This window comes from Stenotrophomonas sp. TWI819, from assembly GCF_039673075.1.
In the GTDB taxonomy this organism is placed as follows: domain Bacteria; phylum Pseudomonadota; class Gammaproteobacteria; order Xanthomonadales; family Xanthomonadaceae; genus Stenotrophomonas; species Stenotrophomonas rhizophila_B.
This window is the reverse complement of record NZ_JBDJKY010000003.1, coordinates 246,619-271,601: the sequence shown is the minus strand read 5'-3', so window position 1 is coordinate 271,601 and position 24,983 is coordinate 246,619. Positions and strand designations below refer to the sequence as shown.

The window sequence follows — 24,983 nt, the reverse complement described above, 5'->3', positions numbered from 1 at the left end:
TTCTGTGTCAACGGATTGACGCCTGTCGCCTCCGGGCGACCGTTCGTCCTGCCGCTGCTTGCTGACCGGCGGCAGGACGTTCATCGTCTGTGTCATCAACGCTGGGGAGCGTTTCATGTCTTTGCGCCGGTCCAACGGCTTCACACTGATCGAGTTGATGGTCACCATCGCGGTGCTTGCCATCCTGATCACGCTTGGCATGCCGAGCTTCCAGGGGGTGCTGCGCTCAAACCGCGCCGCCACCACGACCAATGAACTGATGGCTTCGCTGGCGCTGGCGCGTAGCGAGGCGTTGAAAAACACCCGCGGCGCCGGGGTATGCGCCTCCTCCGACGGCAGTGCATGCAATGGCGACAGCTGGGGCGCCGGCTGGATGGTCTGGTCCGATGCCGATGGCAGCGGCACCTTCGACGCCGAGGAGCCGGTCCTGCGCTATTCAGCCGGTTCGCCCAAGATGCTGGGCAGCGAGGACAACCTGACGGTGGCCTTCGATGGCCGCGGTCGCAACCGCGCCGCGACGGCGCTGGACATCACCCTCAAGCCCGACGAATGCGGCGACCAGCCCCTGCAGCGCACGCTGCGGCTGTCGGCCATCGGGCAGGTTCGCGTAGAGCGGGAGAGTTGCAAGTGACGCGAAGACTTCTTCGGGCACCGCGCGCGGGGCAGGGCGGTTTCACCATGATCGAGGTGTTGATCGCGATCGTGGTGATGAGCATCGGCCTGCTCGGGTTTGCACTGCTGCAGACCATGAACGTGCGGTTCGTGCAGAGCGCGAACTTCCGCACCCAGGCAACCAACCTCAGTTACGAGCTGCTGGATCAGATCCGCATCAACCGGATCACCGCCGACGGCTTCGTAGGCACCTACGCGGCAACGACCAAGGCCGCCGATTGCGTTTCGCCCACCGGTGCGGACATCACCAAGGACATGTACATGACCGATTGGCGCTGCCGGCTGGGGAAGGCGCTCGGCGATGAGGCCAGTGCCAGCGTGACCCGCAATGGCGACGAGATCACGGTCAACGTGAGCTGGGGTGACGAGCGTTGGCTCGATGCCGCCGATACCACCTTCTCGGCGAGGACCCGGCTGTGATGCGCCCGCCTGCTTTTCAACGCACCAGCGTGGGTCTGTCGCTGGTTGAACTGATGATCGCCATGGTCATCGGTCTGGTGTTGTTGCTGGGGCTGATGCAGGTATTTGCTGCGTCGCGTACTGCTTCGCGCCTGTCCGAAGGTCTGGCGCGCGTGCAGGAGAACGGGCGCTTCGCCATGGATTTCCTGCAGCGCGATCTGCGCATGGCCGGCCATTTCGGCTGCGTGAATGACCAGAGTCACAACACCCGGAATCCCGGCTCGTTGCACACGACATTTGCCGCGGCGGGGCACCCGGCGCTGGACTTCGCGCAGTCCATCCAGGGATTCGAGGCCATCGACACCAAACCGGGCGACCCGCTGACGCTGACCGCGACACCGACGACCGGCAGCGTGGATTACAGCCCTGCACTGCCGTCCGAATATGCCGACGCGCTCACCAACCGTGTCGACGGCAGCGACATCGTTGCGTTGCGTTTCCTCGTTCCCGATGGTGTGCCGGTGACTGCGATCACCGGTACCGATGACAAGCCCGGGTTCTCCTTCGACAGTACGCGGTGGGCTGTTCTGCAGAGCGGAGTGAAGGAGCCGGGGCTGTTTGGTGTCGCCGACTGTACGTCGGCCACGTTGTTCCAGGCCAGTGCCGTGAGCGGCACCGGCGGCTCGGTCACCTTCAACACCGCGCCCAACAACACCACCAGCTTCACCTCGATCTACACGGCTGGCCAGGCCGTTCTGTATCGGGCCGAGAGCGTGGTCTATTACATTGGATACGATGCGACGACGCGGCAGAGTTCGCTGTATCGGGTGCGCTTCAGTGCCAAGCCGGGTGCTGCACTGGTCGCAGAGGCGCCGGAGCCGTTGGTTGAAGGCGTGCGCAACATGCAGCTGCTCTATGGTCAGGATCACTCGCTGAGTGCCACGGCGGCGCCCAGCGGCTTCATCGACCGTCAGGGCACCGCAGCGGACGTGCAGGATTCGCTCGCGCCAGCGGATGCAGCCTGGCGCCGCGTCGGTGCGGTGCAGCTGGGGCTGTTGCTGGAAAGCCCGGACCCGTCGGCAGCTGCGCAGGCCACGGCCGATGCGGCGCTCACCGCCGTGGGCGTGACGTTCACGACCCCCAGGGACGGCAGGTTCCGTACGGTTTACCAGACCACGATCGCGGTACGTAACCGCCTCTATGGCAACTGAGGTCATCATGGCATCGCGTCGCAAGCCTTTCACCGCACCTCGTCGTCAGAACGGCGCCGTGCTGTACGTGGCCCTGATCATCCTGATCCTGCTGGCCCTGCTCGGGATTGCCGGGATGCAGGTGACCGGCATGCAGGAGCGCATGGCCGCCAACTATCTGCGTACCAACCTGGCCTTCCAGAATGCCGAAGCGGATGCGCGCTCGATGGAAAGCACGATCGAGACGCAACTGGCGGCAGGTGGAACCTACAGCGCCGATCAGGAAGAGTGCAGCCCGATTTTCGATCCGCTGACCTGGGCCGACGGCACTACCGATGCGCAGGCCAGCTACACCCGACGCATGGACAAATGCGTAACCGCGGGCAGTGGCGGCGGCCTCGGTGGTCGCGAGAACGAAGACACCGGCAACATCTATCAGATCACGGCGCTGGCCAGTGATGACCCGGACAATCCCTCGGCCAGTGCGGTCGTCGACACGATCTATATCCCATGACTTCTGACCGCTTCCCTCTCAGCAAGCGCGCCATCAACGGATTGCGCATCGGCTTCGTCGTGCTCGCGGTGGGCTTCCTGCTCAGCCGCGTGGTGCCCCTGCGCGCCGCGCTGGGCGACTATGACATCGCGCAGGAGCCGCTCTATACCAAGCAGAGCCAGCCACCGTTGATGATGATGGTGATGTCGCGCGACGAGCAGCTGTTCAACAAGGCCTACAGCGATTACAGCGATCTGGACGATGACAAGATCATCGATACCACCTACCAGGACAAGTTCTCATACTCCGGCTACTTCGATTCAAACCTTTGCTACGGCTACGCGAGCAGCGTGTTCAAGGCGTCGGGTGAAGCGACGGGTACCAACAAGCATGAGTGCGGTGGTGCGTGGTCGGGGAACTTCCTCAACTGGGTCACGATGAGCCGGCTGGACGTCATGCGCTACGTGCTTTATGGCGGACAGCGTTCCACCGACGACGCCAACAAGACCGTGATCGAGCGTGCGCAGATCCCCAATGACCTGCATGCGTGGGTCAAGGTCTACACCGGTTCGGACATCGGCAAGTTCACGCCGCTGACCGCGAGCGCCTCGTTCTGCAACGCCAGCATCAGTGCCGGTGGGGCTCCATTGATGCGTGTGGCCGGCGGCAACTGGTCCGAATGGGCGTCGACGGCGTCGTATCAGTGTGGTGTCAACCGCAGTGGCGAGGGTAGCGCGGATACGCCCAAGGCCGTGGTGGATTACACCGTGCGCGTGGAAGTCTGCGATCCCGGCCAGAACAGCCATCGTGAGAGCTTCTGCCGCAAGTACAACGACGGCACCACCGATCATTACAAGCCCAGTGGATTGCTGCAGACCTATGGTGAAAGTGGTCGCCTGCGCTTCGGCCTGGTGAGCGGCACCTACTCCAGCCCGCGCGATGGCGGCGTCCTGCGCCGGAACATCGGCAAGATCGCCGGCAATGGCGCCAAGCTGTGCGATACCGGTGATGAAATCAATCTCGCCACGGGTCAGCTGTGTCTGGCGCGCAACAGCGGCACCGAGGGCATCATCAATACGATGTCCAATTTCCGCATTGACCAGTGGAACTGGAGCAATAACTGGAACGACTGCAACGACTACAGCATCCTCAATCGCCAGGGCTTCGGCGACCGCGGCAATCTGCTGGATCCCGGTGCAACGGGCGACAAAGCGAAAAAGTGCAGCGCCTGGGGTAACCCGCTGGCCGAGATGTACGCCGAGGCACTTCGCTACGTGGGCGCCGGCACCAAGGTGTACGGCGACACCGGCGATCTGTCCGGGCTGCCGGTGGGCGTGACGTGGAAAGATCCGTACCGCAGCCCTGCAGAGGGTGGCAACTCGTACTGTGCAACCTGCAACATTCTGGTGATGTCGTCGGGCCTGCCGTCCTTCGACAGCGACAACGTCGGAGCCGTGCCCCACCTTGCTACGGCGGAGTCGGCCACCGATGCGCTGGGCGCGGCGGAGGGCATCAATGGGAAAAGCTATCTGGCCGGTCGCGTCGGCGCCACCGCCCGCTATGCCTCCATCAATACCCACGAAGACATCTGTCAGGCGCTGACCGTCAACCAGCTCAGTCTGGTCCGCGGCATCTGCCCGGACATTCCGTCCACGGAGGGCAGCTACCTCCTCGCCGGTCTGTCCAAGGCGGCGGCAGAAACTGATCTGCGTCCGGGCCTGGCCGGCAAGCCGGCGGACTACAAGGTCACTGCGACCACGTACACCGTGGCCATGGCCGAGAACCTGCCCAAGTTCGACATCAGCGTTGCCGGCGGCACCATCTCGCTGTCGCCGCTGTGCCAGGCCAACAACACCGGTGGCGCCAAGGCGGCCGATGCCGGGTGGCGCAGCTGCTTCCTCGGCTCGGTTGGCATCGGCACCAAAGAAGCGTCGGTCGCGCCCAAACACATCTATGGCCGCCCGTACCGTGCCGATGGCAAGTCCGGCAGCTTCTCGCTGGTCTGGGAGGATTCGCTGTGGGGCAACGATCATGACAATGACGTCGTGACGATGATGAGCTACTGCGTCGGCGCGGCGTGTGGCGACAAGGCCGGCATCGCCGACATGTGCTGGCGTTCACCCAACAACGCGGTCTGCTCCAACCAGTTGTTGAATGCGACCATCGGTGAGGACGAGGTACTTGTCCGCCTTGAGAATCTGTCGGCGTATGCGGGCAATGCGATGCTGACCGGCTACACCATCGTCGGCTCCAACGCGGCCAGCAACGTGCAGCGCCTGCTGCTGCGTCCCGGCAACAGCAACGGGTCTGTGATCAGCTCCACCGAGAATCCCCCCAATGACTGGACCAAGCCTTCGGTGGTCCGCTACAAGCTCAGCGGCGCCCAGGCCAATCAGTTGCAGAGCCCGTTGTGGTACGCGGCCAAGTACGGCGTGCCCAGTGGCAAATGGGACACCCGGGAGGCCGGCGTGCCGGACAATTACTTCCTGGCCCGCAACCCGGCCAAGCTGAAGGCGGCGCTGGAGGCGATCTTTGAAAGCGCCGCCGAGGGCGACGCCCCGGTCGGCGGTGGTGGCACCGGTTCGCGCATCAGCACCGGCTCGTTCACGGTATCGGCCAGCTACAAGGTTCCCTCGGGTACCAACGACTGGACCGGCGATGTAGTGGCCACCAAGGTGGGCGCGCTGGGCGCCAATGGTGATGTGCTGTGGCGCGCGTCGACCAAGATGAGCTCCAGTGGTCGCAACATCGTCATGGCTACCGCGCCGACCACGGTCAATGGCAGTGGCACGCTGGTGCCGGTGGCGGCGGCCCCGTTCGAGGCCAACAACATCCCCGGCGCCGATCGAGAAGCGCAGTTGGGCAACCTGGGCTTCAGCAGTTCCGTGCCCAACTGGTTCGGCTCGCATACCGTGGCCGATCTGGTGAACTACCTGAAGGGCTCGGCCATCAGTGGTTTCCGTTCGCGAAGCGCCATCTTGGGCGACATCGTCAACTCCACGACGGAGATCGTCTCCACGGCCGATAATTTCGGTTACGGATCCTGGACCACCACGCCGGCGTGGAAGGCGACGCTGGGCACTCGCTACCGCGCCTACCTGACGGCCAAGAAGAGTGCGGGCGGTCCGCCGACGATGCTGTACGTGGGCGCCAATGACGGCATGTTGCACGGCTTCGACGCGTCCACGGGCGCCAGTGCAGGCAGTGAGGTGTTGGCCTTCATCCCGTCGTCGTCGCTGCAGCACATGGCGGAACTGGCCAACCCCAGCTACTCGCATCGGTATTACGTGGATGGCGCGCTGGCCTCGTCCGACGTCTATTACGGTGATGCCTGGCACACCGTGCTGGTCGGTTCGACCGGTGCGGGCGGCGCCAACCGCGCGCCGAATGCGGCCGCAGTGGGCAACGGGTCGATGTTCGCACTGAACGTGAGCAACCCCACCGGATTCACCAAGGACAATGTGCTGTGGGAGCTGTCAGGCAAAACCGATTCTGATATGGGCTTCGCACTGGGTAAGCCGATTATCGTTCCAGTCAGCGGGGCGAATGCCAATGCCGCACCGCGCTTCGTGGCGATCTTCGGTAACGGCGTCAACTCGTCCAGTGGCAAGCCGGTACTGTTCGTGGTCGACATTCAGACCGGCGAGGTGCTCAACCGTCTCTCGCCAAGCGGTGGGGGCTACGCGCTGCGCAACGGCCTGATGAATGTCGTGGCGGTGGCGGCCAGCAACAACAACCGCATCGCCGATACGGTCTACGGTGGTGACATGCAGGGCAACCTGTGGAAGTTCGACCTGCGCGATCCCAACCCCGCCAACTGGGGGGTTTCCTACAGTGGCGCACCGTTGTTTACCGCCACGCGTAATGGCGTGGCCCAGCCGATCACCGGCGGATTCGAGATCTCCCGGGCAGCCGGTCGTGGCTACAACATTGTGTTCGGGACCGGACAGTATTTCGCCAGCGACGACAACGCCGTCAGTTCGAGTTCGCCGATCCAGTCGATTTACAGTGTCTGGGACAACCTGGTTGCCCCCGTGGGGGGGCGGGATGATCTGGTCGGCCAGCAGATATCCGAGGCGGATGATGGCTTCCGCTATGTCAGCGCCAACGCGGTCAGCTATGTGAGCAGGCGCGGCTGGTATTTCGATCTGATCGTAAGTGGGGCAGTGGATGGGGAGCGCTTCGTTGGCAACCCACGTATCCAGAGCGGCTCGGTGATCTTTAATACTTACGTGCCCGGCCAAGCGATCTGCGGCGGCGGTGGTGGCATCAACTGGCGATATTCCGTGGACCTGCTCACCGGCGCCGGTGCATTGGGCGGACTGAGCGATACACCAGGGGGCGATCCGCTCTGCACGGGCAACTGCGCGGGTGCGAAGTTGACCAGTGGCGGCCAGGTCACCAACGGGCCACCTATGGATGGCAACGACATCTTCGTGCCGAACAACAAGCTGCAGAAGTGCGACCCGGCCGATGCCGACTGTGGTCTGGACGACCTGCTCAAGAGCGACATATGTACCTACGTGCTGCGCACGGGCAATGCCGATCCGCTGTACATGCCGCGCCCCTGCGGACGCCAGTCCTGGCGGCAGGTGCGCTGATGACCTTCATGACGAGAGCACCCATGCAGACAGCCTACCGCCGCCGCGTCACCGGCTTCACCCTGATTGAGCTGATGATCACGGTGGCCGTGGTGGCCATCCTGGCGACCGTGGCGCTACCGGCGTACCAGGAATCCGTACGGAAATCCCGACGCGCTCAGGCGAAGGCGGATCTGGTCGAACTGGCCCAGAACCTGGAGCGCTATCACACGGTGCAGAATACCTACGCCGCCGCCACGCTTGCGTTTGCCCAGTCGCCGCGCGAAGGCACGGCACGTTACACGCTGGGTTTCGACAAGGATCCCACGGCCAGCACGTTCGGTATCCAGGCTGTTCCGGTCGAGGGCGGCAGCCAGGCCAACGACAAGTGCGGCACGTTGTCGCTGGATCAGGCGGGGCGCAAGACACCGGCTGAAACGGTGGTGTCAGGTTGCTGGTGACGCCTCTCGGCGAGCGCGCGTCGTGGACTACTTGCATCCCACCGCAGATGCTGGCTAGAATGCGCACCCCGCCCGAATAGCTCAGCCGGTTAGAGCACTTGACTGTTAATCAGGGGGTCGTTGGTTCGAGTCCAACTTCGGGCGCCAGATCTGCAAAAGCCGCGAGCAATCGCGGCTTTTGTCTTTTCTAGGATGCGGATCCCAGGTCCGGGGTGGATTCAACAGGCCGTGGGCCGCCGCGGACGCTCGCTCCGCACCCGGCCCGTCCGGCTGACCACGACCTTGCCCTGGGAGAGACCTTCCAGGCAGAAAATGACCGACTGGTTGCTGCCGTTCAATTGACCATCCGGTCGGAACTGGATCGTGGGTTTATGGGCGCTGCCAAAGGCGCTCAGCCGTGTGCGCGTGTGCTGATGTACCAGAATCGGCGCGGGTGGCGGGGTCTGCCCCGTGGCGCCCTCGACATGCCGATACAGCATCCAGCCCCGGCTCCAGTCGCGTCCGCAACGGACACCGTCCTCGGTCGGGCAGACCGCGATCCGGCGCCGCTCGGTGATCGCCGTGTTGCGAGCCGTGGCCAGTGCCGAGGCCAGTTGCATGCGCAGGCTGTCAGCCTGGAGGCGGTCCCGGGTCTGCTGCAAGGCCGGCAGCGCCATGCCGGTCAGGATGGCCAGAACGGCCATCGCGATCAGTGCCTGGATCAGTGTCACGCCGGCGCAGCTGGCCGGGCGGGGCAGGGGGCGGGGGTGGTCCACGAAGAGGATCCGTCCGTGCGGGCGAGCTTCACTGTGGCCGCCTGACGATCCCGAGGCTGCCGGTTCATGCCGCGTTTTGGTGTCGGCCCTTCCCTCAACCGGCCGTCACCAACCCGGCCGTTATACTGGAGGCTTCCCGGCAGTGGCGGCATCATGAGCGATCGTTTCCAACTTGAATCCCCGTATTCGCCGGCGGGCGACCAACCGGCGGCCATCGAGAAACTGACCGCCAACTTCGAGGCGGGCATCGCCAAGCAGACCCTGCTCGGCGTTACTGGTTCCGGCAAGACCTACACGGTCGCCAACGTGATCCAGCGGGTGCAGAAGCCCACCCTGGTGATGGCGCCGAACAAGACCCTGGCGGCGCAGCTGTACGGTGAGTTCAAGTCGTTCTTCCCGCACAACGCGGTCGAGTATTTCGTCAGCTACTACGATTACTACCAGCCCGAGGCGTATGTGCCTTCGTCGGACACCTTCATCGAGAAGGACAGTTCGATCAACGAGCACATCGAGCAGATGCGCCTGGCGGCGACGAAGACCCTGCTGTCGCGCCCGGATGCGATCGTGGTGGCGACGGTGTCGGCGATCTACGGCCTCGGCGCGCCCGAGGATTATCTGTCGATGCGCCTGATCCTCTCCACCGGTGAGCGGATCGACCAGCGCGAGCTGATCAAGCACCTGACCCAGCTGCAGTACACCCGCAACGAGTTCGAACTGCACCGTGGCACCTTCCGCGTGCGCGGCGAAGTGATCGATGTGTTCCCGGCCGAATCGGACAGTGAAGCAGTGCGTATCGAACTCTTCGAGGGCGAGGTCGAGCAGATCAGCATGTTCGATCCGCTGACCGGCGAAAGCCTGCGCAAGATGATGCGCTACACGATCTATCCCAAGACCCACTACGCGACCACCCGCGAGCGTGTGCTGTCGGCGGTGGACACGATCAAGGCGGAATTGAAGGTCCGCCTTGAGCAGTTGTACGAGCAGAACAAACTGGTGGAAGCGCAGCGCCTGGCGCAGCGTACCCAGTTCGATCTGGAGATGATGGCCGAGGTCGGCTACTGCAACGGCATCGAGAACTACTCGCGCCATCTCACCGGCAAGAACGCCGGCGATCCGCCGCCAACGCTGTTCGACTACCTGCCGCCGGACGCGCTGCTGGTGATCGACGAATCGCACGTGACCATTCCACAGATCGGCGCGATGTTCAAAGGCGACCGCTCGCGCAAGGAAACCCTGGTCGAGTTCGGTTTCCGCCTGCCGTCGGCATTGGACAACCGCCCGCTGCGTTTCGAAGAGTGGGAAGAGCGTTGCCCGCGCAGCATCTATGTCTCGGCCACGCCGGGGCCGTACGAGCTGCGCGAAACCGAAGGCGAGATCACCGAACTGGTGGTGCGCCCGACCGGCCTGATCGATCCGGTGGTCGAGATCCGTCCGGTCGGCACCCAGGTCGATGACTTGATGTCCGAGGTCAACGAGCGCATCAAGCTCGGCGACCGCGTGCTGGTCACCACGTTGACCAAGCGCATGGCCGAAAACCTCACCGAGTACCTGACTGAACATGGCATCCGCGTGCGTTACCTGCACTCGGATATCGACACGGTGGAACGTGTGGAGATCATCCGCGATCTGCGTCTGGGCAAGTTCGATGTGCTGGTCGGCATCAACCTGCTGCGCGAAGGCCTGGACATGCCGGAGGTATCGCTGGTGGCGATCCTTGACGCCGACAAGGAAGGTTTCCTGCGTTCGACCGGTTCGCTGATCCAGACCATCGGCCGTGCCGCACGCAATCTGCGCGGCAAGGCGATCCTCTATGCGGACAAGATGACCCGCTCGATGCAGGCGGCGATCGACGAGACCGACCGCCGCCGCGCCAAGCAGGTCGAATACAACGAACTGCACGGCATCGTGCCCAAGTCGGTGCTGCGTCCGATCACCGATGTGCTCGAAGGTGCGCGTTCGGAAGCGGCAGAGAAAGAGTCGCGCGGCAAAGGGAAGGGCAAAGGCAAGGGCGGGCGCGTGGCCGAAGAGTCCACCGACTACCGCACGATGGAGCCGGCCCAGATCGCCAAGCGCCTGCAGGCGCTGGAGCAGCAGATGTACCAGCACGCCCGCGATCTGGAGTTCGAAGATGCCGCCCGCGTGCGCGATCAGATCCGTCAGTTGAAGGAGGCCAGTCTGGGCTGAACAACGCGTTGTGAAATATCTTCACAAAAGTGTTGCGCTTTCCAGGGGGCGTCCGTAATATACGCGGCCTGCACCGACGCATTCGCAGCGGGGCAGGGAAGCAAAACGGGCGGTTAGCTCAGCGGTAGAGCACTACCTTGACATGGTAGGGGTCACAGGTTCGAACCCTGTACCGCCCACCACATCAGTCCCGGAGACTGTCGTGGCACAACAGAAAAGCCAGCCCTCGGGTTGGCTTTTTTGCTATGTGCATTTCCTGACAGTGCCCTGCATGCCGCACTGATACCGCGCCTCGCGTCCGCCGCCGACACTCAGGGTTTGCCGGGTGCTGCCCATGCGACGAGTGCGACACACCGGCACCATGGCTGCACGCACGCCTCTCCCGATCTTCGGCAAGGCATGTGTCGTCGCTCTGCTGGCGGGCATCTGCACGATCGTCTTCTCGCCCCGGCTGCTGCCACTGGGGTGGGGCGTTGCCGCGGCAGCGTCCGGCATCCTGTTCTGGATCCTGCCCTACCGCCTCCGCCTCCTCGGCGCTGCCCTCGTCGGTCTCGGCTGGGCCGCCGTACATGCCCACACCGGGCTGGCGCAGCAGCTGCCCCCCGGTGGTCCGCCGGTGGACCATGCGCTGCACGGGCGCGTGATCAACCTGCCTCACCACGGCCCCGGCGGTACCCGCTTCCACTTCCGTGTGGACGATGGTCCGGCACTGCCAGCCGAACTTCGCGGCCGTAACCTGGCGCTGGGCTGGTATGACGGATTCCGTGGTGCAGCGGATGATCGGCGGCGCACGCTCCAGGCCGGCGAACGCTGGTCGCTCACGGTCCGTATCCGGCCGCCGCGCGGGCGGGTGAACCCGGGCGGGTTCGACGCCGAGGGCTATGCGTTGCGGCAACGGGTGGCTGGCAGCGGGTACGTGCGGGAGCCTGCCCAGGCGCATCCGCTGGGTGAGCCGACCGGATTGCCTGCGTGGCGCGAGCGGATGGCCTACGCGATCGCCAGGGCGGTCCAGAGCGATGGTCGTCGCTTCGTCCAGGCGCTGGCACTGGGCGATACCCGCGGCCTGAGCCAGGCCGACTGGGACGACCTGCGCGCGCTGGGGGTGACCCACCTGGTGGCGATCTCCGGCTTCCATGTCGGCGTGGTGGCCGGCGTCGCTGCTCTGTTGGCGGGCGGGGTCTGGCGGTGCCTGCCGATGCTCGGCCTGTACGTACCGCGCCCGATGGGGGCCGCGGCGGCGGCCGTCGCAGGCGCGGCGCTGTACGCCGCAGCGGCCGGTTTCGCGCTGCCGACGGTGCGCACGGTGCTGATGATCGCGGTGGTGGCCGCCGCGCGCTGCAGCCGGCGGCGGGCAACCGTGGCGCAGTCGCTCTCCCTGGCGGCGCTGGCCATGCTGCTGTTCGACCCGCTCGCCGTCCTTGCACCCGGCTTCTGGCTGAGCTTCGCCGGCGTGCTGTGGCTGATCTGGTGCCTGCCAGGGCGTGAGCAGGGCTGGTTGCGGGGGTTCCTGGGCGCGCAGGGCGTGGCGACCGTGGCGCTGCTGCCGTTGACCGTGGCGCTGTTCGGGCAGGCCTCGCGTGCGGGGCCGCTGGTGAACCTGGTGGCGATTCCCTGGTGGACGATGGTGGTCGTGCCGCTGGCCCTGCTGGGCACTGCATTGGAGGCGCTGATCGACGGCGCCGGACGCTGGCCGTGGCAGCTGGCCGCGTGGTGTTTCGAGGCGAGCTGGTGGCTGTTCGGGTATGCCGCGCGCAGCGAGCTGTCGCTGTGGTGGCTGCCGCAGTCCAACCGCTGGGCGCTGATCTCGGCCGTGTTCGGCGTGTTCTGGCTGCTGCTGCCGCGTGGCAGTGGTGGCCGGGTCCCCGCACTGCTGCTGTGCCTGCCGCTGCTGTGGCCGGCGCGGCATGGGCCGGCTGAGGGCGAGGTGGAACTGCTGGTGATGGATGTGGGGCAGGGCCTGGCCGTAGCGGTGCGCACGCGCCGCCACACGCTGCTGTATGACACCGGGCCGGGGGCCGACGATGGCTTCGACGCGGGCGAGCGGATCGTGGTACCCACCCTGCGTGCGCTGGGGCAGGGGCGGCTGGACCGGATCATGATCAGCCATGACCATCGCGACCACACCGGTGGCCTGCGCGGCGTGCGTCGCAGCTTTCCTGGCGCGACGCTGCAGGCGCCGCCCGGCGCCCTGCGTGGCCGCGCATCGACCTGCCATGCCGGGCAATCCTGGCAGTGGGACGGAGTGACGTTCCGGGTGCTGCATCCGCCGCGCGACGAACCGCAGTCGACCAACGACAGCAGCTGCGTGCTGCGGCTGGAAACCAACCAGGGGGCGATTCTGCTGGCCGGGGACATCGAGAAGCGCAGCGAGGCCCTGCTGGTCCGGCACACAGGCGCGCTGCTGGCGGCCCAAGCGGTCGTGGTTCCGCACCATGGCAGTGCCAGTTCGTCCACGCCAGCCTGGGTGGCGGCCGTCGCGCCGCGGCTGGCGATCGTCTCGACCGGTCACCGCAACCGGTTCGGCCATCCGCGTGCCGAGGTGGTGGAGCGCTGGCAGGCCGTGGGGGCCGAAGTGCTCAACACGGCCGAGAGCGGCGCGGTTCGCGTCTGGCTCGGGCGTGAAGGCCTGCAGGTGCGTGAACAGCGGGTTTTCGAGCGGCGTTGGTGGGATGCCGCGGAGCGGAGCCGGCCGGCTGCTATCCTATCGGCGATCAAACAGGCGGCCGCTGGGCCGGAGGATTGAAACGTGTGGGAACTGGTCAAGGCCGGTGGCTGGCCGATGCTGCCGCTGCTGCTGTTGGGCGTACTGGCTTTGGCAATCGTCCTGGAGCGTTTCTGGACCCTGCGGCGCAATGAAGTCCTGCCCCCCGGGCTGGGTCAGGAAGTGCGCAACTGGGCCGCGCGCGGGAAGCTCGATCCGAGTCATATCCAGTCGCTGCGCGGCAACTCGCCGCTGGGCGCGCTGCTGGCGACCGCGCTGGAAGCGCGCAACCGCCCGCGCGACCAGATCCGTGAGCGCATCGAAGATGCCGGTCGGCATCTGGTTCACCGCATGGAGCGGTTCCTGAATGCCCTCGGCACGATCGCCTCGGCCGGTCCGCTGCTGGGCCTGCTCGGCACGGTGGTCGGCATGATCCAGATGTTCATGGGCATCCTCGACCACGGCGTGGGCGATGTGAACCAGCTGGCCGGCGGTATCGGCAAGGCGCTGGTCTGCACCGCAACCGGCATGATCGTGGCGATCCCCGCGCTGATGTTCCATCGCTACTTCAAGGGCCGCATCGCCGGCTACGTGATCGAGATGGAGCAGGAGGCTTCGGCCCTGCTGGATGCGCTTGATGGCCGCCCCGGCGTGATGAACAACGCACCGCGCGGTGCGGGTGCGCCGTCGGGTGCGGCACCGGTCACGGTCAAGGGCTGACGGATGCGCATCCGCAATGACCGGATCCAGGACGAGCCGCATATCGATCTGGTTCCCCTGATCGATGTGATCCTCGTTCTGATCATTTTCTTCGTGGTCACCACCACCTTCGATGCGCGTTCGACGCTGCAGCTGCAGCTGCCGACCGCCAGCCAGCAGGACACCACCGAGCCGCCGCGCTCGCTGAGCGTGCTGGTCAATGCCGAAGGGCGTTACTTCATCAACGACCAGGAAGTGCTGCGCACCGACGTTGAGTCGGTCAAGCAGACCATTGCCGCCGTGGCCGGCAGCGATCGGGAACAGACCGTGCTGTTGCGCGCCGACGCGCGCACGCCTTACCAGGCTGTCGTCACGGCCCAGGATGCTCTGGGCCAGCTGGGCTTCCGCCGCATCGCCATCGCTACCGCGCCGGAGGTGCGTCCATGAGCAAGAAACATTCCCCCGTCTGGCCGATCTACAAGCGCCTGCTCGGGTATACCGGTGCCTATTGGGTGTTCATGGTCGCGGCCGTGGTCGCGATGGTGGTCGAGGCCCTGGCCGGGTACAGCTTCACCAAGCTGATGGAGCCGCTGGTCAACCGCGGGTTCGTCAACCCGGAGCCGCGCATGGCGGTGATCCTGCCGCTGACCATCCTCGGGTTGTTCATGATGCGCAGTCTGGCCACCCTGGTCAGCGATTACGCACTGGCCCGCACCGGCCGCAGCGTCGTGCGCGATCTGCGTGAGCAGGTGCTGGAAAAGTACCTGCATCTGCCGTCCTCGCATTTCGATGCCGAGGCCACGCCGGTGATGGTCAGCCGCCTGAACTTCGATACCGAGCAGGTCACCCAGGCCAGCGCCGATGCGCTCAAGACCCTGGTGGCCGATACCCTCACCATCATTGCGATGCTGGTGGTGATGCTGCAGATGAGCGTCAAGGTCACCATGGCGATGCTGGTCGTGGTGCCGCTGATCGGCGTGATCGTCTCGATCGTGGGCAAGCGCTACCGCCGGATCAGCCGCGGCATCCAGGACGGCATGGGCGGCATGGCGCAGACCGCCGAACAGTCCCTGGCTGCGCAGCAGGAAGTGAAGGTGCATGGCACCCAGGCGCACGAGATTTCGCGCTATTCCAAGCTCGCCAACCGCATGCTCGGCCTGAACATGAAGGTCGAAACCACGCGCGCGCTGGCCTCCAGCACGGTGCAGTTCCTGGCGGCCCTGGCGCTGGCGGTGATCGTGTGGGTGTCCACCCGCGAGGCGCTGGCCGGCAAGCTCAACGCAGGCCAGTTCATGGGCCTGATGACCTCGATGATGGCGATCATTCCGTCGCTGCGTCGCCTGACCAGTGTGCAGACCTCGATCTCGCGCGGTGTGGCCGCGGCCGAGCGCCTGTTCGGGATTCTCGATATGCCGGTCGAGCGGGATCAAGGCATCCAGCGGATCGGCCGCGCACGTGGCGAGCTCGCGTTCGAGCACGTGATGCTGCGCTATCGCGAAGACACCGGCATCGCGCTGGACGACATCAGTTTCGTGGCCAAGCCCGGCACGGTGACGGCGATTGTCGGCCGTTCCGGCAGCGGCAAGACCAGTCTGATCCGGCTGGTCCCGCGCTTCTACGAACCCAGCGGTGGCCGCATCACGCTGGATGGCGTGGCGTTGGATGATTACCCGCTGGCCGACCTGCGTCGCCAGGTGGCGATGGTCGGGCAGAAGGTCATGCTGTTCGATGACACCGTGGGCGCCAACATCGCCTACGGCATGGATGCGACCGAAGCGCAGATCCGCGCTGCGGCCGAAGCGGCCAATGCGTGGGAGTTCATCGCGCGCATGCCGCAGCAGCTGCAGACCCCGGTCGGCGAGAACGGTGCGCTGCTCTCCGGCGGCCAGCGTCAGCGCCTGGCGATTGCCCGCGCGATCCTGCGCGATGCGCCGATCCTGATCCTGGATGAAGCCACCGCCGCGCTCGACAACGAGTCCGAGCGTCTGGTGCAGGATGCGTTGCAGCGGCTGATGCCCGAGCGCACCACGCTGGTGATCGCGCACCGTCTGTCCACCATCGAACATGCCGATCAGGTACTGGTGATGGACCATGGCCGCATCGTCGAGCGCGGTACGCACAACGAACTGCTGGCGCTGGGTGGCCTGTACGAGCATCTGCACAAGATGCAGTTCCGCGAAAGGCAGCCTTGATGGCCGGCAAGGGTACGCACACGCCGTCGTACTGGTATGACGGCAGCGCGATTCCGTTCCTGGCACGCCTGGCGTCGCCGCTGTACGGCGCGGCGATCGCGCTGCGCCGGATGGCGTATCGGCGTCGCTGGCTCAAGCGGCATTCGCTGCCGGTGCCCGTCGTGGTGGTTGGCAATGTCACCGCCGGTGGCACCGGCAAGACCCCGCTGACGATCGCGCTGGTCAACCGCCTGCGCGAAGCGGGCTGGAAGCCGGGGGTCGCCAGCCGTGGCTATGGTCGCGACGATGCGGGCACCCCGCGCTGGGTGCTGGCCAGTACCGATACCGCCGTCGGCGGCGACGAGCCGGTGCTGATCGCCTGGAAAACCGGCGTGCCGGTGCGGGTGGATGCGGACCGTGTGGCGGCCGGCAAGGCGCTGGTCGAGGCGGGCTGCGACATCATCGTCTGCGACGACGGCCTGCAGCACTACCGGCTGGCGCGCGACATCGAAATTGAAGTGGTCGACGCCCAGCGCCGCTACGGCAACGGCCGGCTGATTCCTGCCGGGCCGCTGCGCGAGCCGGCCAGCCGTGCGCGCGACTGCGATTTCCGCGTGGTCAACATGGGCCAGGCCAGCGATGGCACCGAAGCGCAGACCGCCTGCGGCTTCGGCGAATGGCCCATGCAGCTGCGTATCGACAGCGCACAGCCGCTGCAGGGCGGCCGCGCGCGGCGCCTGTCGCATTTCCAGGGCCAACGCGTACATGCCGTGGCCGGTATCGCCCATCCGCAGCGCTTCTTCGACATGCTGCGCGCGCATCGCATCGGTGTGGTGCCGCATGCCTTCGCCGATCACCATGCCTACCAGCCAGCGGATCTGCGCTTCGGCAGTGAACTGCCGGTGCTGATGACCGAGAAGGACGCGGTCAAGTGCAAGGCCTTCGCAACCGAATGGCACTTCGCCGTGCCGCTGTCGGCCGAGTTGCCGGCGGCGTTCTGGATCAGCCTGCTGGACCGCGTCGAGAAGCTCGGCAAGCGTTGACGGGTCCGGTGCCGGTTGCGGCACACTGCGTCACTGACTGCATCCCTTTCGTACAGGTCATCCCCCATGAGCGCTTCCGTCGAGTTCGTCGTCGCCATTCCCGCCCGTTATGCCGCTTCGCGGCTGCCGGGCAAGCCGCTGCGCCTGCTCGGCGGCGAGCCGCTGGTGCTGCGCGTGGCGCAACGCGCGCTGCTCGCCGGCGCGCGCGAGGTGTGGGTCGCCACCGACGATCAGCGCATCGCCGAGGCCCTGCAGGGCCTGGCCGAAGTGCGCGTGGCGATGACCTCCACCGAGCACGCCTCCGGCACCGATCGGCTGGCCGAGTGCGCCGCACAGGCGGGCTGGTCCGATGACACCCTGGTGGTGAACCTGCAGGGCGATGAGCCCTTCGCCCCGGCCGAAGGCATCCGCGCGGTGGCCGAAGCCCTGGTCTACAGCGGTGCGGAGATGTCCACGCTGGCTACGCCGGTGGAAGACGCTGAAACCCTGTTCGACCCGAACGTGGTCAAGGTCGTGCGCAAGCAGAACCTGGATGCGCTGTACTTCAGCCGCGCGCCGATCCCGTGGCACCGCGATGCCTTCGCGCGCTCGCGCGACACGCTGTCCGGTCCGCACTGGCTGCGCCATATCGGCATCTACGGTTACCGCGCCGGCTTCCTGCGCCAGTTCGCCGCGTTGCCGGCCGGCACCTTGGAGCAGCTGGAGTCGCTGGAGCAGCTGCGTGTGCTCGAAGCGGGGCACCGCATCAGCGTGGCGCTGACCCCGGCCGAGTTCCCGCCCGGTATCGATACTCCGGACGATCTGGCGCGCGCCGAGGCCTGGTGGGCAGCACACCCGTGACCGTGGCACGACGGTTGCATGACGCCGAGTCCGGCATAATCGGGGCATGAACGTCCAGCCCGTCCAGGATCTTCCCGAATTCGCCACCTGGCTCAACGCCAAACCGACCACCCTGGCCGAGTTGCAGGGTCGGCCGGTCGTGCTGGCCTTCGTCAACGCCGCCTCGGTATGGTGCGCGCAGCGGCTGGCCGAGCTGGCCCAGTGGCAGTCGCGCCACCCGGGCAAGATGCAGCTGCTGGTGCTGCAGGTGCCACGTTTTGATGGCGAGCGCGATCCCGATCAGTCCCTCAAGCTGCTGCGCCGCCAGGGGCTGGACGCACCGGCCCTGTTGGACGCGGAATGGGATGGCTGGCGACGCTTCGGCGTGACCGCATGGCCGACCCTGGTCCTGCTCGATGCCCAAGGGCGCGAGCGCGAGCGTCTGGTCGGTCTTGGCGGGGAACTGGAACGCTCCCTTGCTGCGCTGTGCGAAGGCAGCTCGCGGCCGTCCGATGAGGACCTGCACGGCGCCCGTGAGCTGAGCCCCGAGCCGCGCCTGCCACTGCGCTTCCCGACCGGGTTGGCGGTGACCACCGAGCGCCTGTACATCGCCGACACCGGCCATCACCGCGTGCTCGAGTGCAGCCATGGTGGCCGCGTGCTGCGCCAGTTCGGCATGGGCACCGCCGATTTCATGGATGGGGACCAGGCCCAGGCGGCCTTCCACCATCCCCAAGGCCTCGCGCTGGAGCGCGAATGGCTGTACGTGGCCGACACCGGCAACCATGCCCTGCGCCGCATCCATCTGCTCTCCGGCCAGGTCGACACGCTGTGCGGCACCGGCCGCCCCGGTGAGCCCATCGAAGGGCCGGTCGCCGACCCGCGTCGTACCGCGCTCAACCATCCGCAGGGGCTGGCGGTCGCCGACAACCAGATCCACATCGCGATGGCCGGCGACAACCGCATCTGGAGCTATCACCTCGGCCAGCGCAGTCTCCAGTGGCGCGCGGGCAGTGGGGCGATCGACGAGCGCGACGGCAGTGGCCACATGGCCGCGTTCGCGCAGCCGTGCTCGGTCGCCGCGGTCCAGCAGGTGCTGTACGTGTGCGATGCGCTGGGCTCGTCGATCCGGGCCATGCAGCTGCGTGGCGATCTGGTGCAGACGCTGGTCGGGCAGGGCCTGTGGACCTTTGGCGAGCAGGACGGCGCACGCGCGTCTGCGCTGCTGCAGTACCCGCAGGCGATCGCGCTGAGTCCGGATGCGCCGCTGCTGTGGATCGCCGATGCCGGCAATGGTCGCCTGCGCACGCTGCGCCTGGGCGGCGGCGAGCTCAGCACGCTGGAACTGCCACGCCGCCTGCACGGCCCGGCTGGCCTGGCGCTGGGCGGCGGCGCGGTCTGGATTGCCGAGACCGACGCCCATGCCGTACTGCGGTTCGACCCCGTCAGTGGTGTCCTGAGCGACGTGCCGATCAACGAATGACTGTTTCTTCCGCCCCCGCCTTCGATGGCAAGGCATTTGCGGCCCACCTGAGCACCGCCCCCGGCGTATACCGCATGTACGCCGCCGACGACACCCTGCTGTACGTTGGCAAGGCGCGTGCGCTGCGCAACCGCGTGGGCAGCTACTTCAACGGCACGCCCAAGACCACGCGGATCATGTCGATGCTGTCGCAGGTCGCGCGCATGGACGTGACCGTGACCCGCTCGGAGGCCGAGGCGCTGCTGCTGGAAAACCAGCTGATCAAGTCGCTCTCGCCGCGCTACAACGTCTCCCTGCGCGACGACAAGACCTATCCGCACGTGCTGCTGACCCGCGAGCAATGGCCGCGCATCGCGCTGCACCGTGGCCCGCGTGCGGTGCCGGGGCGGTACTTCGGTCCGTACCCGGGCGTCACCGCCGTGCGTGAAACGCTCAACCTGATGCACAAGCTGTTCAAGCTGCGCAGCTGCGAAGACAGCGTGTTCCGCAACCGCTCGCGGCCCTGCCTGCAGTATCAGATCGGCCGCTGCAGCGCGCCGTGCGTGGAGCTGGTGGCGCCGGAGGATTACGCCGAGTCGGTACGCCGCGCCTCGATGTTTCTGGAAGGCAAGAGCGACCAGCTTGCGCGCGAGCTCGGCACCCAGATGCAGACCGCCAGCGAAGCACTGGAATTCGAGCAGGCCGCACGCCTGCGCGATCTGATCGCCTCGCTGCGCAGCATGCAGACCCGCCAGTACGTGGATGGCCGCGCGGCCGATCTGGACGTGCTCGCCTGCGCGACCCAGGGCGCCAGTGCCTGCGTGCTGCTGCTGGCGTTCCGTGATGGCCGCAACATGGGCACGCGCCCGTTCTTCCCACGCACCAATGGCGAAGAGAGTGCCGATGAAGTGCTGGGCGCGTTCGTGTCCCAGTACTACGCCGAGCACGCGCCGCCGCGCGAGATCCTGCTCGACCGCGAGATTCCCGATGCCAGCCTGATCGAATCGGCCTTGAGTGCCTCGGCCGAGCACAAGGTGCAGCTGCGCTGGAACGTGCGCGGCGAGCGCGCGGGCTACGTGGAACTGGCCGCACGCAACGCGCAGATCACCCTGGTAACCGAGCTGGGCAGCCGTACCGCGCAGCACGCGCGCAGCGAAGACCTGCGGCAGATGCTCGGCCTGACCGAGCAGGTCAAGCGCGTGGAGTGTTTCGACATCAGCCACACCATGGGTGAGGCCACCGTGGCCTCGTGCGTGGTGTTCGATGCGGCGGGCCCGGTGCGCAGCCAGTACCGCCGTTTCAATATCAGCGGCATCGAGCCCGGCGATGACTACGCGGCCATGCACCAGGCGATCGAGCGGCGCTTCCGCCGCGCGGTGGAAGAGGACGGCGTACTGCCGGATCTGCTGCTGATCGACGGCGGCGCCGGCCAGCTGGCCCAGGCGCAGTCCGCGCTGGCCGATCTGGGCGTGGAAGGGGTGATGCTGGTCGGCGTGGCCAAGGGCGTGGAGCGCAGGGCAGGGCATGAAGCCCTGGTCATGCCGGACGGCCGCGAGCTGCGCCCGGGCGCGGCCTCACCGGCGCTGCAGTTCATCCAGCAGGTGCGCGACGAGGCCCACCGCTTCGCCATCACCGGCCACCGCGGGCGCCGCCAGAAGGCCCGGATGACCAGCAAACTCGAAGATATTCCTGGCATCGGCCCGCGCCGGCGCGCCAGCCTGCTCAAACATTTCGGCGGCCTGGTCGGCCTGAAAGCCGCCGGCGAAGCGGAAATCGCGAAAGTGGACGGCATCAATGACGCCCTCGCTGCGCGTATCTACGCTAACCTTCATGGACTGCCCACGCCCGACGCGGCGGGCGAGTAGAGAGACGCAATGAAGTTGACCCTCCCCACCTGGCTGACCCTGCTGCGGATCGTGATGATCCCCGTCCTGGTGCTGGTGTTCTATCTCCCCTACAAATGGACCAATTTCGCTTCGGCGGCGATCTTCGGCCTGGCTGCGCTCACCGACTGGCTCGACGGCTGGATCGCCCGCCGCTACGACCTGCAGTCCGCATTCGGCGCTTTCCTCGACCCCGTCGCGGACAAGCTGATGGTGGCCGTGGCGCTGTTCCTGATCGTGCAGGGCCATCCCACCGCGTGGATGGCGGTCTGGGCGGCCGTGATCGTCGGCCGTGAAATCGCCGTCTCGGCACTGCGTGAATGGATGGCTGAAATCGGCCAGCGCGCCAAGGTGCGTGTGGCGGTGATCGGCAAGGTGAAAACCACCGCGCAGATGGTCGCGCTGCTGTGCCTGCTGTACTCGGTCGCACCGCACACCCCGATGCAGGACATCTGGATGGGCACCGAGGTCTTCCACATCGGCGACTGGACCTTGGCGATCGCCTCGATCCTGACGCTGTGGTCGGGCCTGCAATACCTGCACGCCGCGTGGCCGAGCCTGCGCGAAGACGAGCGCCTCGCGCGTGAGAATGCCAAAGCAAAAAAGAATGCGTGAGGGCTGTTGACAGGGATGCATTTGGCTGTAGAATTTCGCCTCCCAAGCGGGAATAGCTCAGTTGGTAGAGCGCAACCTTGCCAAGGTTGAGGTCGCGAGTTCGAGTCTCGTTTCCCGCTCCAGATACCGCATTCCATCGTGATTCGTCCCGATGCGATGCAACGAAAAAAGCGACCTTCCGGGTCGCTTTTTTCGTTTGTGCGCTTCGACGGTCAGTGGCGCTTCCCGATCCGGACGTTGCACCAGGTGTGGATGTTCCGCTGATCGAACCCGGGGCATGTGTTGCTGACCGGCACGTACACGTAGAGCGCCTGCTCCGTATGTGCGAAGTGGTAGTAGTTCGTGCGGTCTTTGCCGTACAGCCAGTAGTTCGATGAGCCCTGGTTGATGACGTAGGGTTCGAACGACACGATCGACGATTCAGCAGGAAGGATGTTGCTTCTGTCGGTCAGCATCAACCAGGCGTTGGATAAGGCAGGGGTGGTCGTGCCGACGACAGCGAAGGCTGCGATCGCGAAGAGGGCACCGGCGATGGCAAAGCGGGCGATGCGGAAATGGCGTGGCATGGCGGCGAATTCACAGGGGGCGAAGGGGCCGAGCTGCTGCCGCCGCGGGCCGTTGGGCGTGATGCGGCAGCGCTCTGACAGGGTGCGAAAAGGATGTTGACGACGTGAAGGAATTCCGACAGAATAGCGCTCCTTCGACGCAGGTCGAGGGGCCGACAGCCTCCAGCGCCTCAGGGTGCGGTGCCGTCGGGGCAAGCGAAAGTCTGCGGGAATAGCTCAGTTGGTAGAGCGCAACCTTGCCAAGGTTGAGGTCGCGAGTTCGAGTCTCGTTTCCCGCTCCAGATTTCGACAGGGCCCCCTTGGGGCCTTGTTTTTCTCCGCGGTGGCACGCGGGCATCCGGTCCGGACGCATCGGCCGGGATGTGAAAAAAAGTGTGAAAAAGCTGGTGTGTTTCGAGTGGTTTCGGTAACATACACGCTTGATTTTGCGGGAATAGCTCAGTTGGTAGAGCGCAACCTTGCCAAGGTTGAGGTCGCGAGTTCGAGTCTCGTTTCCCGCTCCAAATCCTGACCAGACCCCGTTCTCGGGGTCTTGTTTTATCGGGGCACGCAACACGCCTTCGATGATCGTAGGGTCACCGGCCTGGTGGCAGAGTGGTCATGCAGCGGACTGCAAATCCGCGTACGCCGGTTCAATTCCGACCCAGGCCTCCAAATAGAAAGTAGCCCAGAGCCCGCGAAAGCGGGCTTTGTGCGTTGTGGGCCTCCATTCAGTTTCGGAGGCCATAGCCGACAGGACCTACACAACGCGCTTCGTATGCTGCGGCCGTCCACTTTGGCAGCCTTATGCAGACACAAAAAGCGCGCGTAGCAACCGGGATCGAAGGGCTCGACAGCATTCTTGGCGGAGGCTTTCCCCAGGGGCGGCTTTACCTGCTCGAGGGGCCGCCGGGATCGGGCAAGACCACGCTGTCCCTGCAGTTTCTGCTGCATGGCCTGAGCAAGGGGGAGCGCTGCCTGTACATCACGCTCTCCGAGACGGCTGACGAGCTGCGCGAAGTTGCCAATGCGCACGGCTGGTCCCTGGATGGGCTGGACCTGTTCGAGCTGGCCTCGGCCGAGGAAGCGCTGGGCGACGGACGGATGCAGTCGGTACTGCACTCCTGGGAAGTCGAGCTGGACGAAACGGTCAAGCTGATCCTCGGCGAGGTGGAGCGCATCAAGCCGCACCGGGTGGTGTTCGATTCGCTGTCCGAACTGCGGCTGCTGTCGCAGGATCCGCTTCGGTACCGTCGCCAGATTCTGTCGCTCAAGCAGTTCTTCGCCCCGAAGAGTGCAACGGTCGTACTGGTGGACGATATGACCGCCACCGGTGAAGAGCGCGATGGCCAGTTGCACAGCCTCTGCCACGGCGTGGTGTCACTGGAACGCCTGACGCTGGATTTCGGTCCCGCGCGCCGCCGCATGCATGTGCAGAAACTGCGTGGGGTGAACTTCACCGCCGGCTATCACGACATGACCATCCGCGAAGGCGGCCTGGAGGTCTTCCCGCGGTTGGTTGCTTCGGACCACCATGCCAAGTTCGTCGGTGCGCCCATCAGCAGCGGGGTGGCCGAGATCGACAGCCTGCTCGGCGGAGGCCCGCTGCGGGGCACCAGCACCCTGCTCACCGGCCCCGCCGGCAGTGGCAAGACCAACGTGGCGCTTCAGTATGTCTGGGCCGCCTGCGAGCGCGGTGAGCACTGCTGCATCTTCGAGTTCGATGAGCGCATCGGTACCCTGCTGGCGCGCGCCGAATCGCTGGACATCGATCTCAGCAAACACCTGGCGTCGGGTCTGCTGGAAATCCAGCAGGTCGATCCGGCCGAAATTTCGCCAGGTGAGTTCGCCTGGAACATGCGGCGTGCGGTCGAGGAGCGTCAGTGCCGGCTGCTGGTGATCGACAGCCTCAACGGCTACGTCACGGCGATGCCGCAGGAGAAGCAGCTCATGCTCCAGCTGCACGAGATGCTGTCCTATCTCAACCAGAAGGGCGTGGCGACCATCCTGATCAATCCGCAACACGGGTTGGTCGGCACCATGTCGACCGGCAACCTCAACGTTTCCTACATCGCCGATTCGGTCGTGCTGTTCCGCTTCTTCGAATCGCAGGGGCGCATCCGCAAGGCGATCTCGGTCATCAAGAATCGCGGCGGTGCGCACGAGAACACGATCCGCGAGCTGAAGATCGACGGCAAGGGCATTTCGCTCAGTGCGCCACTCAATGAGTTCAAGGGAATCCTGACCGGCACGCCAGAGTTCGTCGGCAACACGGCGCACCTGCTGGGCCACACCAGTGCGCAGTGACTCG

General features: G+C 65.8%; 18 protein-coding genes, 6 tRNA genes and 1 pseudogene. 23 read left to right on the top strand and 2 right to left on the bottom strand.

Features of this window, described 5'->3' with window-relative positions; genetic code table 11:
• Positions 1-58: 58 nt before the first annotated feature.
• The 7 genes from ABE463_RS06060 to ABE463_RS06030 all read left to right on the top strand — a co-directional run bounded on the left by ABE463_RS06060 (position 59) and on the right by ABE463_RS06030 (position 7,942).
• Positions 59-631 carry a Tfp pilus assembly protein FimT/FimU gene (locus tag ABE463_RS06060; protein ID WP_346467542.1) on the top strand — a complete coding sequence of 191 codons (573 nt, stop codon included), beginning with the start codon at positions 59-61 and terminating at the stop codon, positions 629-631.
• Positions 622-1,092, top strand: coding sequence for a type IV pilus modification protein PilV (gene pilV, locus ABE463_RS06055; RefSeq protein ID WP_346467541.1), 471 nt, complete (start codon positions 622-624; stop codon positions 1,090-1,092). The genes ABE463_RS06060 and pilV overlap by 10 nt, the downstream gene beginning before the upstream one ends.
• On the top strand, positions 1,092-2,282 hold the full coding sequence (locus ABE463_RS06050; RefSeq protein WP_346467540.1) for a PilW family protein: 1,191 nt from the start codon (positions 1,092-1,094) through the stop codon (positions 2,280-2,282). Before pilV ends, ABE463_RS06050 begins: the two co-directional genes overlap by 1 nt.
• 7 nt (positions 2,283-2,289) lie before the next feature.
• Entirely contained in the window at positions 2,290-2,775 is a 486-nt protein-coding gene (locus ABE463_RS06045) for a PilX N-terminal domain-containing pilus assembly protein (RefSeq protein ID WP_259260239.1), read from the top strand.
• Positions 2,772-7,355 carry a PilC/PilY family type IV pilus protein gene (locus tag ABE463_RS06040; protein WP_346467539.1) on the top strand — a complete coding sequence of 1,528 codons (4,584 nt, stop codon included), beginning with the start codon at positions 2,772-2,774 and terminating at the stop codon, positions 7,353-7,355. Before ABE463_RS06045 ends, ABE463_RS06040 begins: the two co-directional genes overlap by 4 nt.
• 23 nt (positions 7,356-7,378) lie before the next feature.
• Positions 7,379-7,795, top strand: a complete 417-nt coding sequence (locus tag ABE463_RS06035) for a type IV pilin protein (protein WP_259260242.1) — start codon at positions 7,379-7,381, stop codon at positions 7,793-7,795.
• A 70-nt stretch (positions 7,796-7,865) separates the two neighbouring features.
• Positions 7,866-7,942 (top strand) — tRNA-Asn (locus ABE463_RS06030).
• A gap of 71 nt (positions 7,943-8,013) precedes the next feature.
• Here the strand turns inward: ABE463_RS06030 and ABE463_RS06025 are convergent.
• Positions 8,014-8,505 carry a GspH/FimT family pseudopilin gene (locus ABE463_RS06025; protein ID WP_346467538.1) on the bottom strand — a complete coding sequence of 164 codons (492 nt, stop codon included), beginning with the start codon at positions 8,503-8,505 and terminating at the stop codon, positions 8,014-8,016.
• A gap of 198 nt (positions 8,506-8,703) precedes the next feature.
• On the opposite strand from ABE463_RS06025, the gene uvrB reads away from it, so the two are divergent.
• The 12 genes from uvrB (at position 8,704) to ABE463_RS05965 (ending at position 22,249) form a co-directional block, all read left to right on the top strand.
• Positions 8,704-10,734 carry an excinuclease ABC subunit UvrB gene (gene uvrB, locus ABE463_RS06020; RefSeq protein ID WP_313211232.1) on the top strand — a complete coding sequence of 677 codons (2,031 nt, stop codon included), beginning with the start codon at positions 8,704-8,706 and terminating at the stop codon, positions 10,732-10,734.
• Positions 10,735-10,841: 107 nt separating this feature from the next.
• Positions 10,842-10,916: transfer RNA gene (locus ABE463_RS06015), tRNA-Val, on the top strand.
• A 152-nt stretch (positions 10,917-11,068) separates the two neighbouring features.
• A complete protein-coding gene (locus ABE463_RS06010; protein ID WP_346467537.1) occupies positions 11,069-13,477 on the top strand; it encodes a DNA internalization-related competence protein ComEC/Rec2 in 2,409 nt (802 codons plus the stop codon).
• A 3-nt stretch (positions 13,478-13,480) separates the two neighbouring features.
• Positions 13,481-14,155 (top strand): MotA/TolQ/ExbB proton channel family protein, encoded by a 675-nt coding sequence (locus ABE463_RS06005; protein WP_123728863.1) that lies wholly within the window; start codon positions 13,481-13,483, stop codon positions 14,153-14,155.
• 3 nt (positions 14,156-14,158) lie between these two features.
• Positions 14,159-14,581 carry a biopolymer transporter ExbD gene (locus tag ABE463_RS06000; protein ID WP_019183376.1) on the top strand — a complete coding sequence of 141 codons (423 nt, stop codon included), beginning with the start codon at positions 14,159-14,161 and terminating at the stop codon, positions 14,579-14,581.
• Positions 14,578-16,326: a lipid A export permease/ATP-binding protein MsbA gene (gene msbA / locus ABE463_RS05995; RefSeq protein ID WP_259260250.1), complete on the top strand. Its 1,749-nt coding sequence runs from the start codon at positions 14,578-14,580 to the stop codon at positions 16,324-16,326. The genes ABE463_RS06000 and msbA overlap by 4 nt, the downstream gene beginning before the upstream one ends.
• Positions 16,326-17,348 (top strand): tetraacyldisaccharide 4'-kinase, encoded by a 1,023-nt coding sequence (gene lpxK, locus ABE463_RS05990; RefSeq protein WP_346467536.1) that lies wholly within the window; start codon positions 16,326-16,328, stop codon positions 17,346-17,348. The genes msbA and lpxK overlap by 1 nt, the downstream gene beginning before the upstream one ends.
• Before the next feature lie 66 nt (positions 17,349-17,414).
• The gene (gene kdsB, locus ABE463_RS05985) at positions 17,415-18,188 is read left to right on the top strand and encodes a 3-deoxy-manno-octulosonate cytidylyltransferase (RefSeq protein ID WP_121041692.1); all 774 of its coding nucleotides are present in this window, start codon (positions 17,415-17,417) and stop codon (positions 18,186-18,188) included.
• Positions 18,189-18,234: 46 nt separating this feature from the next.
• A complete protein-coding gene (locus ABE463_RS05980; protein WP_346467535.1) occupies positions 18,235-19,650 on the top strand; it encodes a hypothetical protein in 1,416 nt (471 codons plus the stop codon).
• The gene (uvrC, locus tag ABE463_RS05975) at positions 19,647-21,494 is read left to right on the top strand and encodes an excinuclease ABC subunit UvrC (RefSeq protein WP_121041696.1); all 1,848 of its coding nucleotides are present in this window, start codon (positions 19,647-19,649) and stop codon (positions 21,492-21,494) included. Before ABE463_RS05980 ends, uvrC begins: the two co-directional genes overlap by 4 nt.
• Positions 21,495-21,503: 9 nt before the next feature.
• Positions 21,504-22,127, top strand: a complete 624-nt coding sequence (gene pgsA, locus ABE463_RS05970) for a CDP-diacylglycerol--glycerol-3-phosphate 3-phosphatidyltransferase (RefSeq protein WP_123728870.1) — start codon at positions 21,504-21,506, stop codon at positions 22,125-22,127.
• Positions 22,128-22,173: 46 nt separating this feature from the next.
• Positions 22,174-22,249, top strand: a tRNA-Gly gene (locus ABE463_RS05965).
• Positions 22,250-22,339: 90 nt separating this feature from the next.
• Here ABE463_RS05965 and ABE463_RS05960 read toward each other — a convergent pair.
• On the bottom strand, positions 22,340-22,693 hold the full coding sequence (locus ABE463_RS05960) for a hypothetical protein (protein WP_346467534.1): 354 nt from the start codon (positions 22,691-22,693) through the stop codon (positions 22,340-22,342).
• A 205-nt stretch (positions 22,694-22,898) separates the two neighbouring features.
• On the opposite strand from ABE463_RS05960, the gene ABE463_RS05955 reads away from it, so the two are divergent.
• The 4 genes and pseudogenes from ABE463_RS05955 to ABE463_RS05940 all read left to right on the top strand — a co-directional run.
• Positions 22,899-22,974, top strand: a tRNA-Gly gene (locus ABE463_RS05955).
• A 146-nt stretch (positions 22,975-23,120) separates the two neighbouring features.
• Positions 23,121-23,196: transfer RNA gene (locus tag ABE463_RS05950), tRNA-Gly, on the top strand.
• 77 nt (positions 23,197-23,273) lie between these two features.
• Positions 23,274-23,347: transfer RNA gene (locus ABE463_RS05945), tRNA-Cys, on the top strand.
• A 126-nt stretch (positions 23,348-23,473) separates the two neighbouring features.
• Positions 23,474-24,979: pseudogene (locus ABE463_RS05940) on the top strand (ATPase domain-containing protein); the annotation flags it as partial.
• Positions 24,980-24,983 lie beyond the last annotated feature (4 nt).

Excerpts from the sequence above, each read along its gene's own strand:
- lpxK (WP_346467536.1), top strand. The coding sequence starts at position 16,326 with ATGGCCGGCAAGGGTACGCACACGCCGTCGTACTGGTATGACGGCAGC.
- ABE463_RS06050 (WP_346467540.1), top strand. The coding sequence starts at position 1,092 with ATGCGCCCGCCTGCTTTTCAACGCACCAGCGTGGGTCTGTCGCTGGTT.
- ABE463_RS06045 (WP_259260239.1), top strand. The coding sequence starts at position 2,290 with ATGGCATCGCGTCGCAAGCCTTTCACCGCACCTCGTCGTCAGAACGGC.
- ABE463_RS06000 (WP_019183376.1), top strand. The coding sequence starts at position 14,159 with ATGCGCATCCGCAATGACCGGATCCAGGACGAGCCGCATATCGATCTG.
- ABE463_RS05960 (WP_346467534.1), bottom strand. The coding sequence starts at position 22,693 with ATGCCACGCCATTTCCGCATCGCCCGCTTTGCCATCGCCGGTGCCCTC.
- pgsA (WP_123728870.1), top strand. The coding sequence starts at position 21,504 with ATGAAGTTGACCCTCCCCACCTGGCTGACCCTGCTGCGGATCGTGATG.
- ABE463_RS06035 (WP_259260242.1), top strand. The coding sequence starts at position 7,379 with ATGCAGACAGCCTACCGCCGCCGCGTCACCGGCTTCACCCTGATTGAG.
- kdsB (WP_121041692.1), top strand. The coding sequence starts at position 17,415 with ATGAGCGCTTCCGTCGAGTTCGTCGTCGCCATTCCCGCCCGTTATGCC.
- msbA (WP_259260250.1), top strand. The coding sequence starts at position 14,578 with ATGAGCAAGAAACATTCCCCCGTCTGGCCGATCTACAAGCGCCTGCTC.
- ABE463_RS06040 (WP_346467539.1), top strand. The coding sequence starts at position 2,772 with ATGACTTCTGACCGCTTCCCTCTCAGCAAGCGCGCCATCAACGGATTG.
- uvrB (WP_313211232.1), top strand. The coding sequence starts at position 8,704 with ATGAGCGATCGTTTCCAACTTGAATCCCCGTATTCGCCGGCGGGCGAC.
- uvrC (WP_121041696.1), top strand. The coding sequence starts at position 19,647 with ATGACTGTTTCTTCCGCCCCCGCCTTCGATGGCAAGGCATTTGCGGCC.
- ABE463_RS06010 (WP_346467537.1), top strand. The coding sequence starts at position 11,069 with ATGCGACGAGTGCGACACACCGGCACCATGGCTGCACGCACGCCTCTC.
- ABE463_RS05980 (WP_346467535.1), top strand. The coding sequence starts at position 18,235 with ATGAACGTCCAGCCCGTCCAGGATCTTCCCGAATTCGCCACCTGGCTC.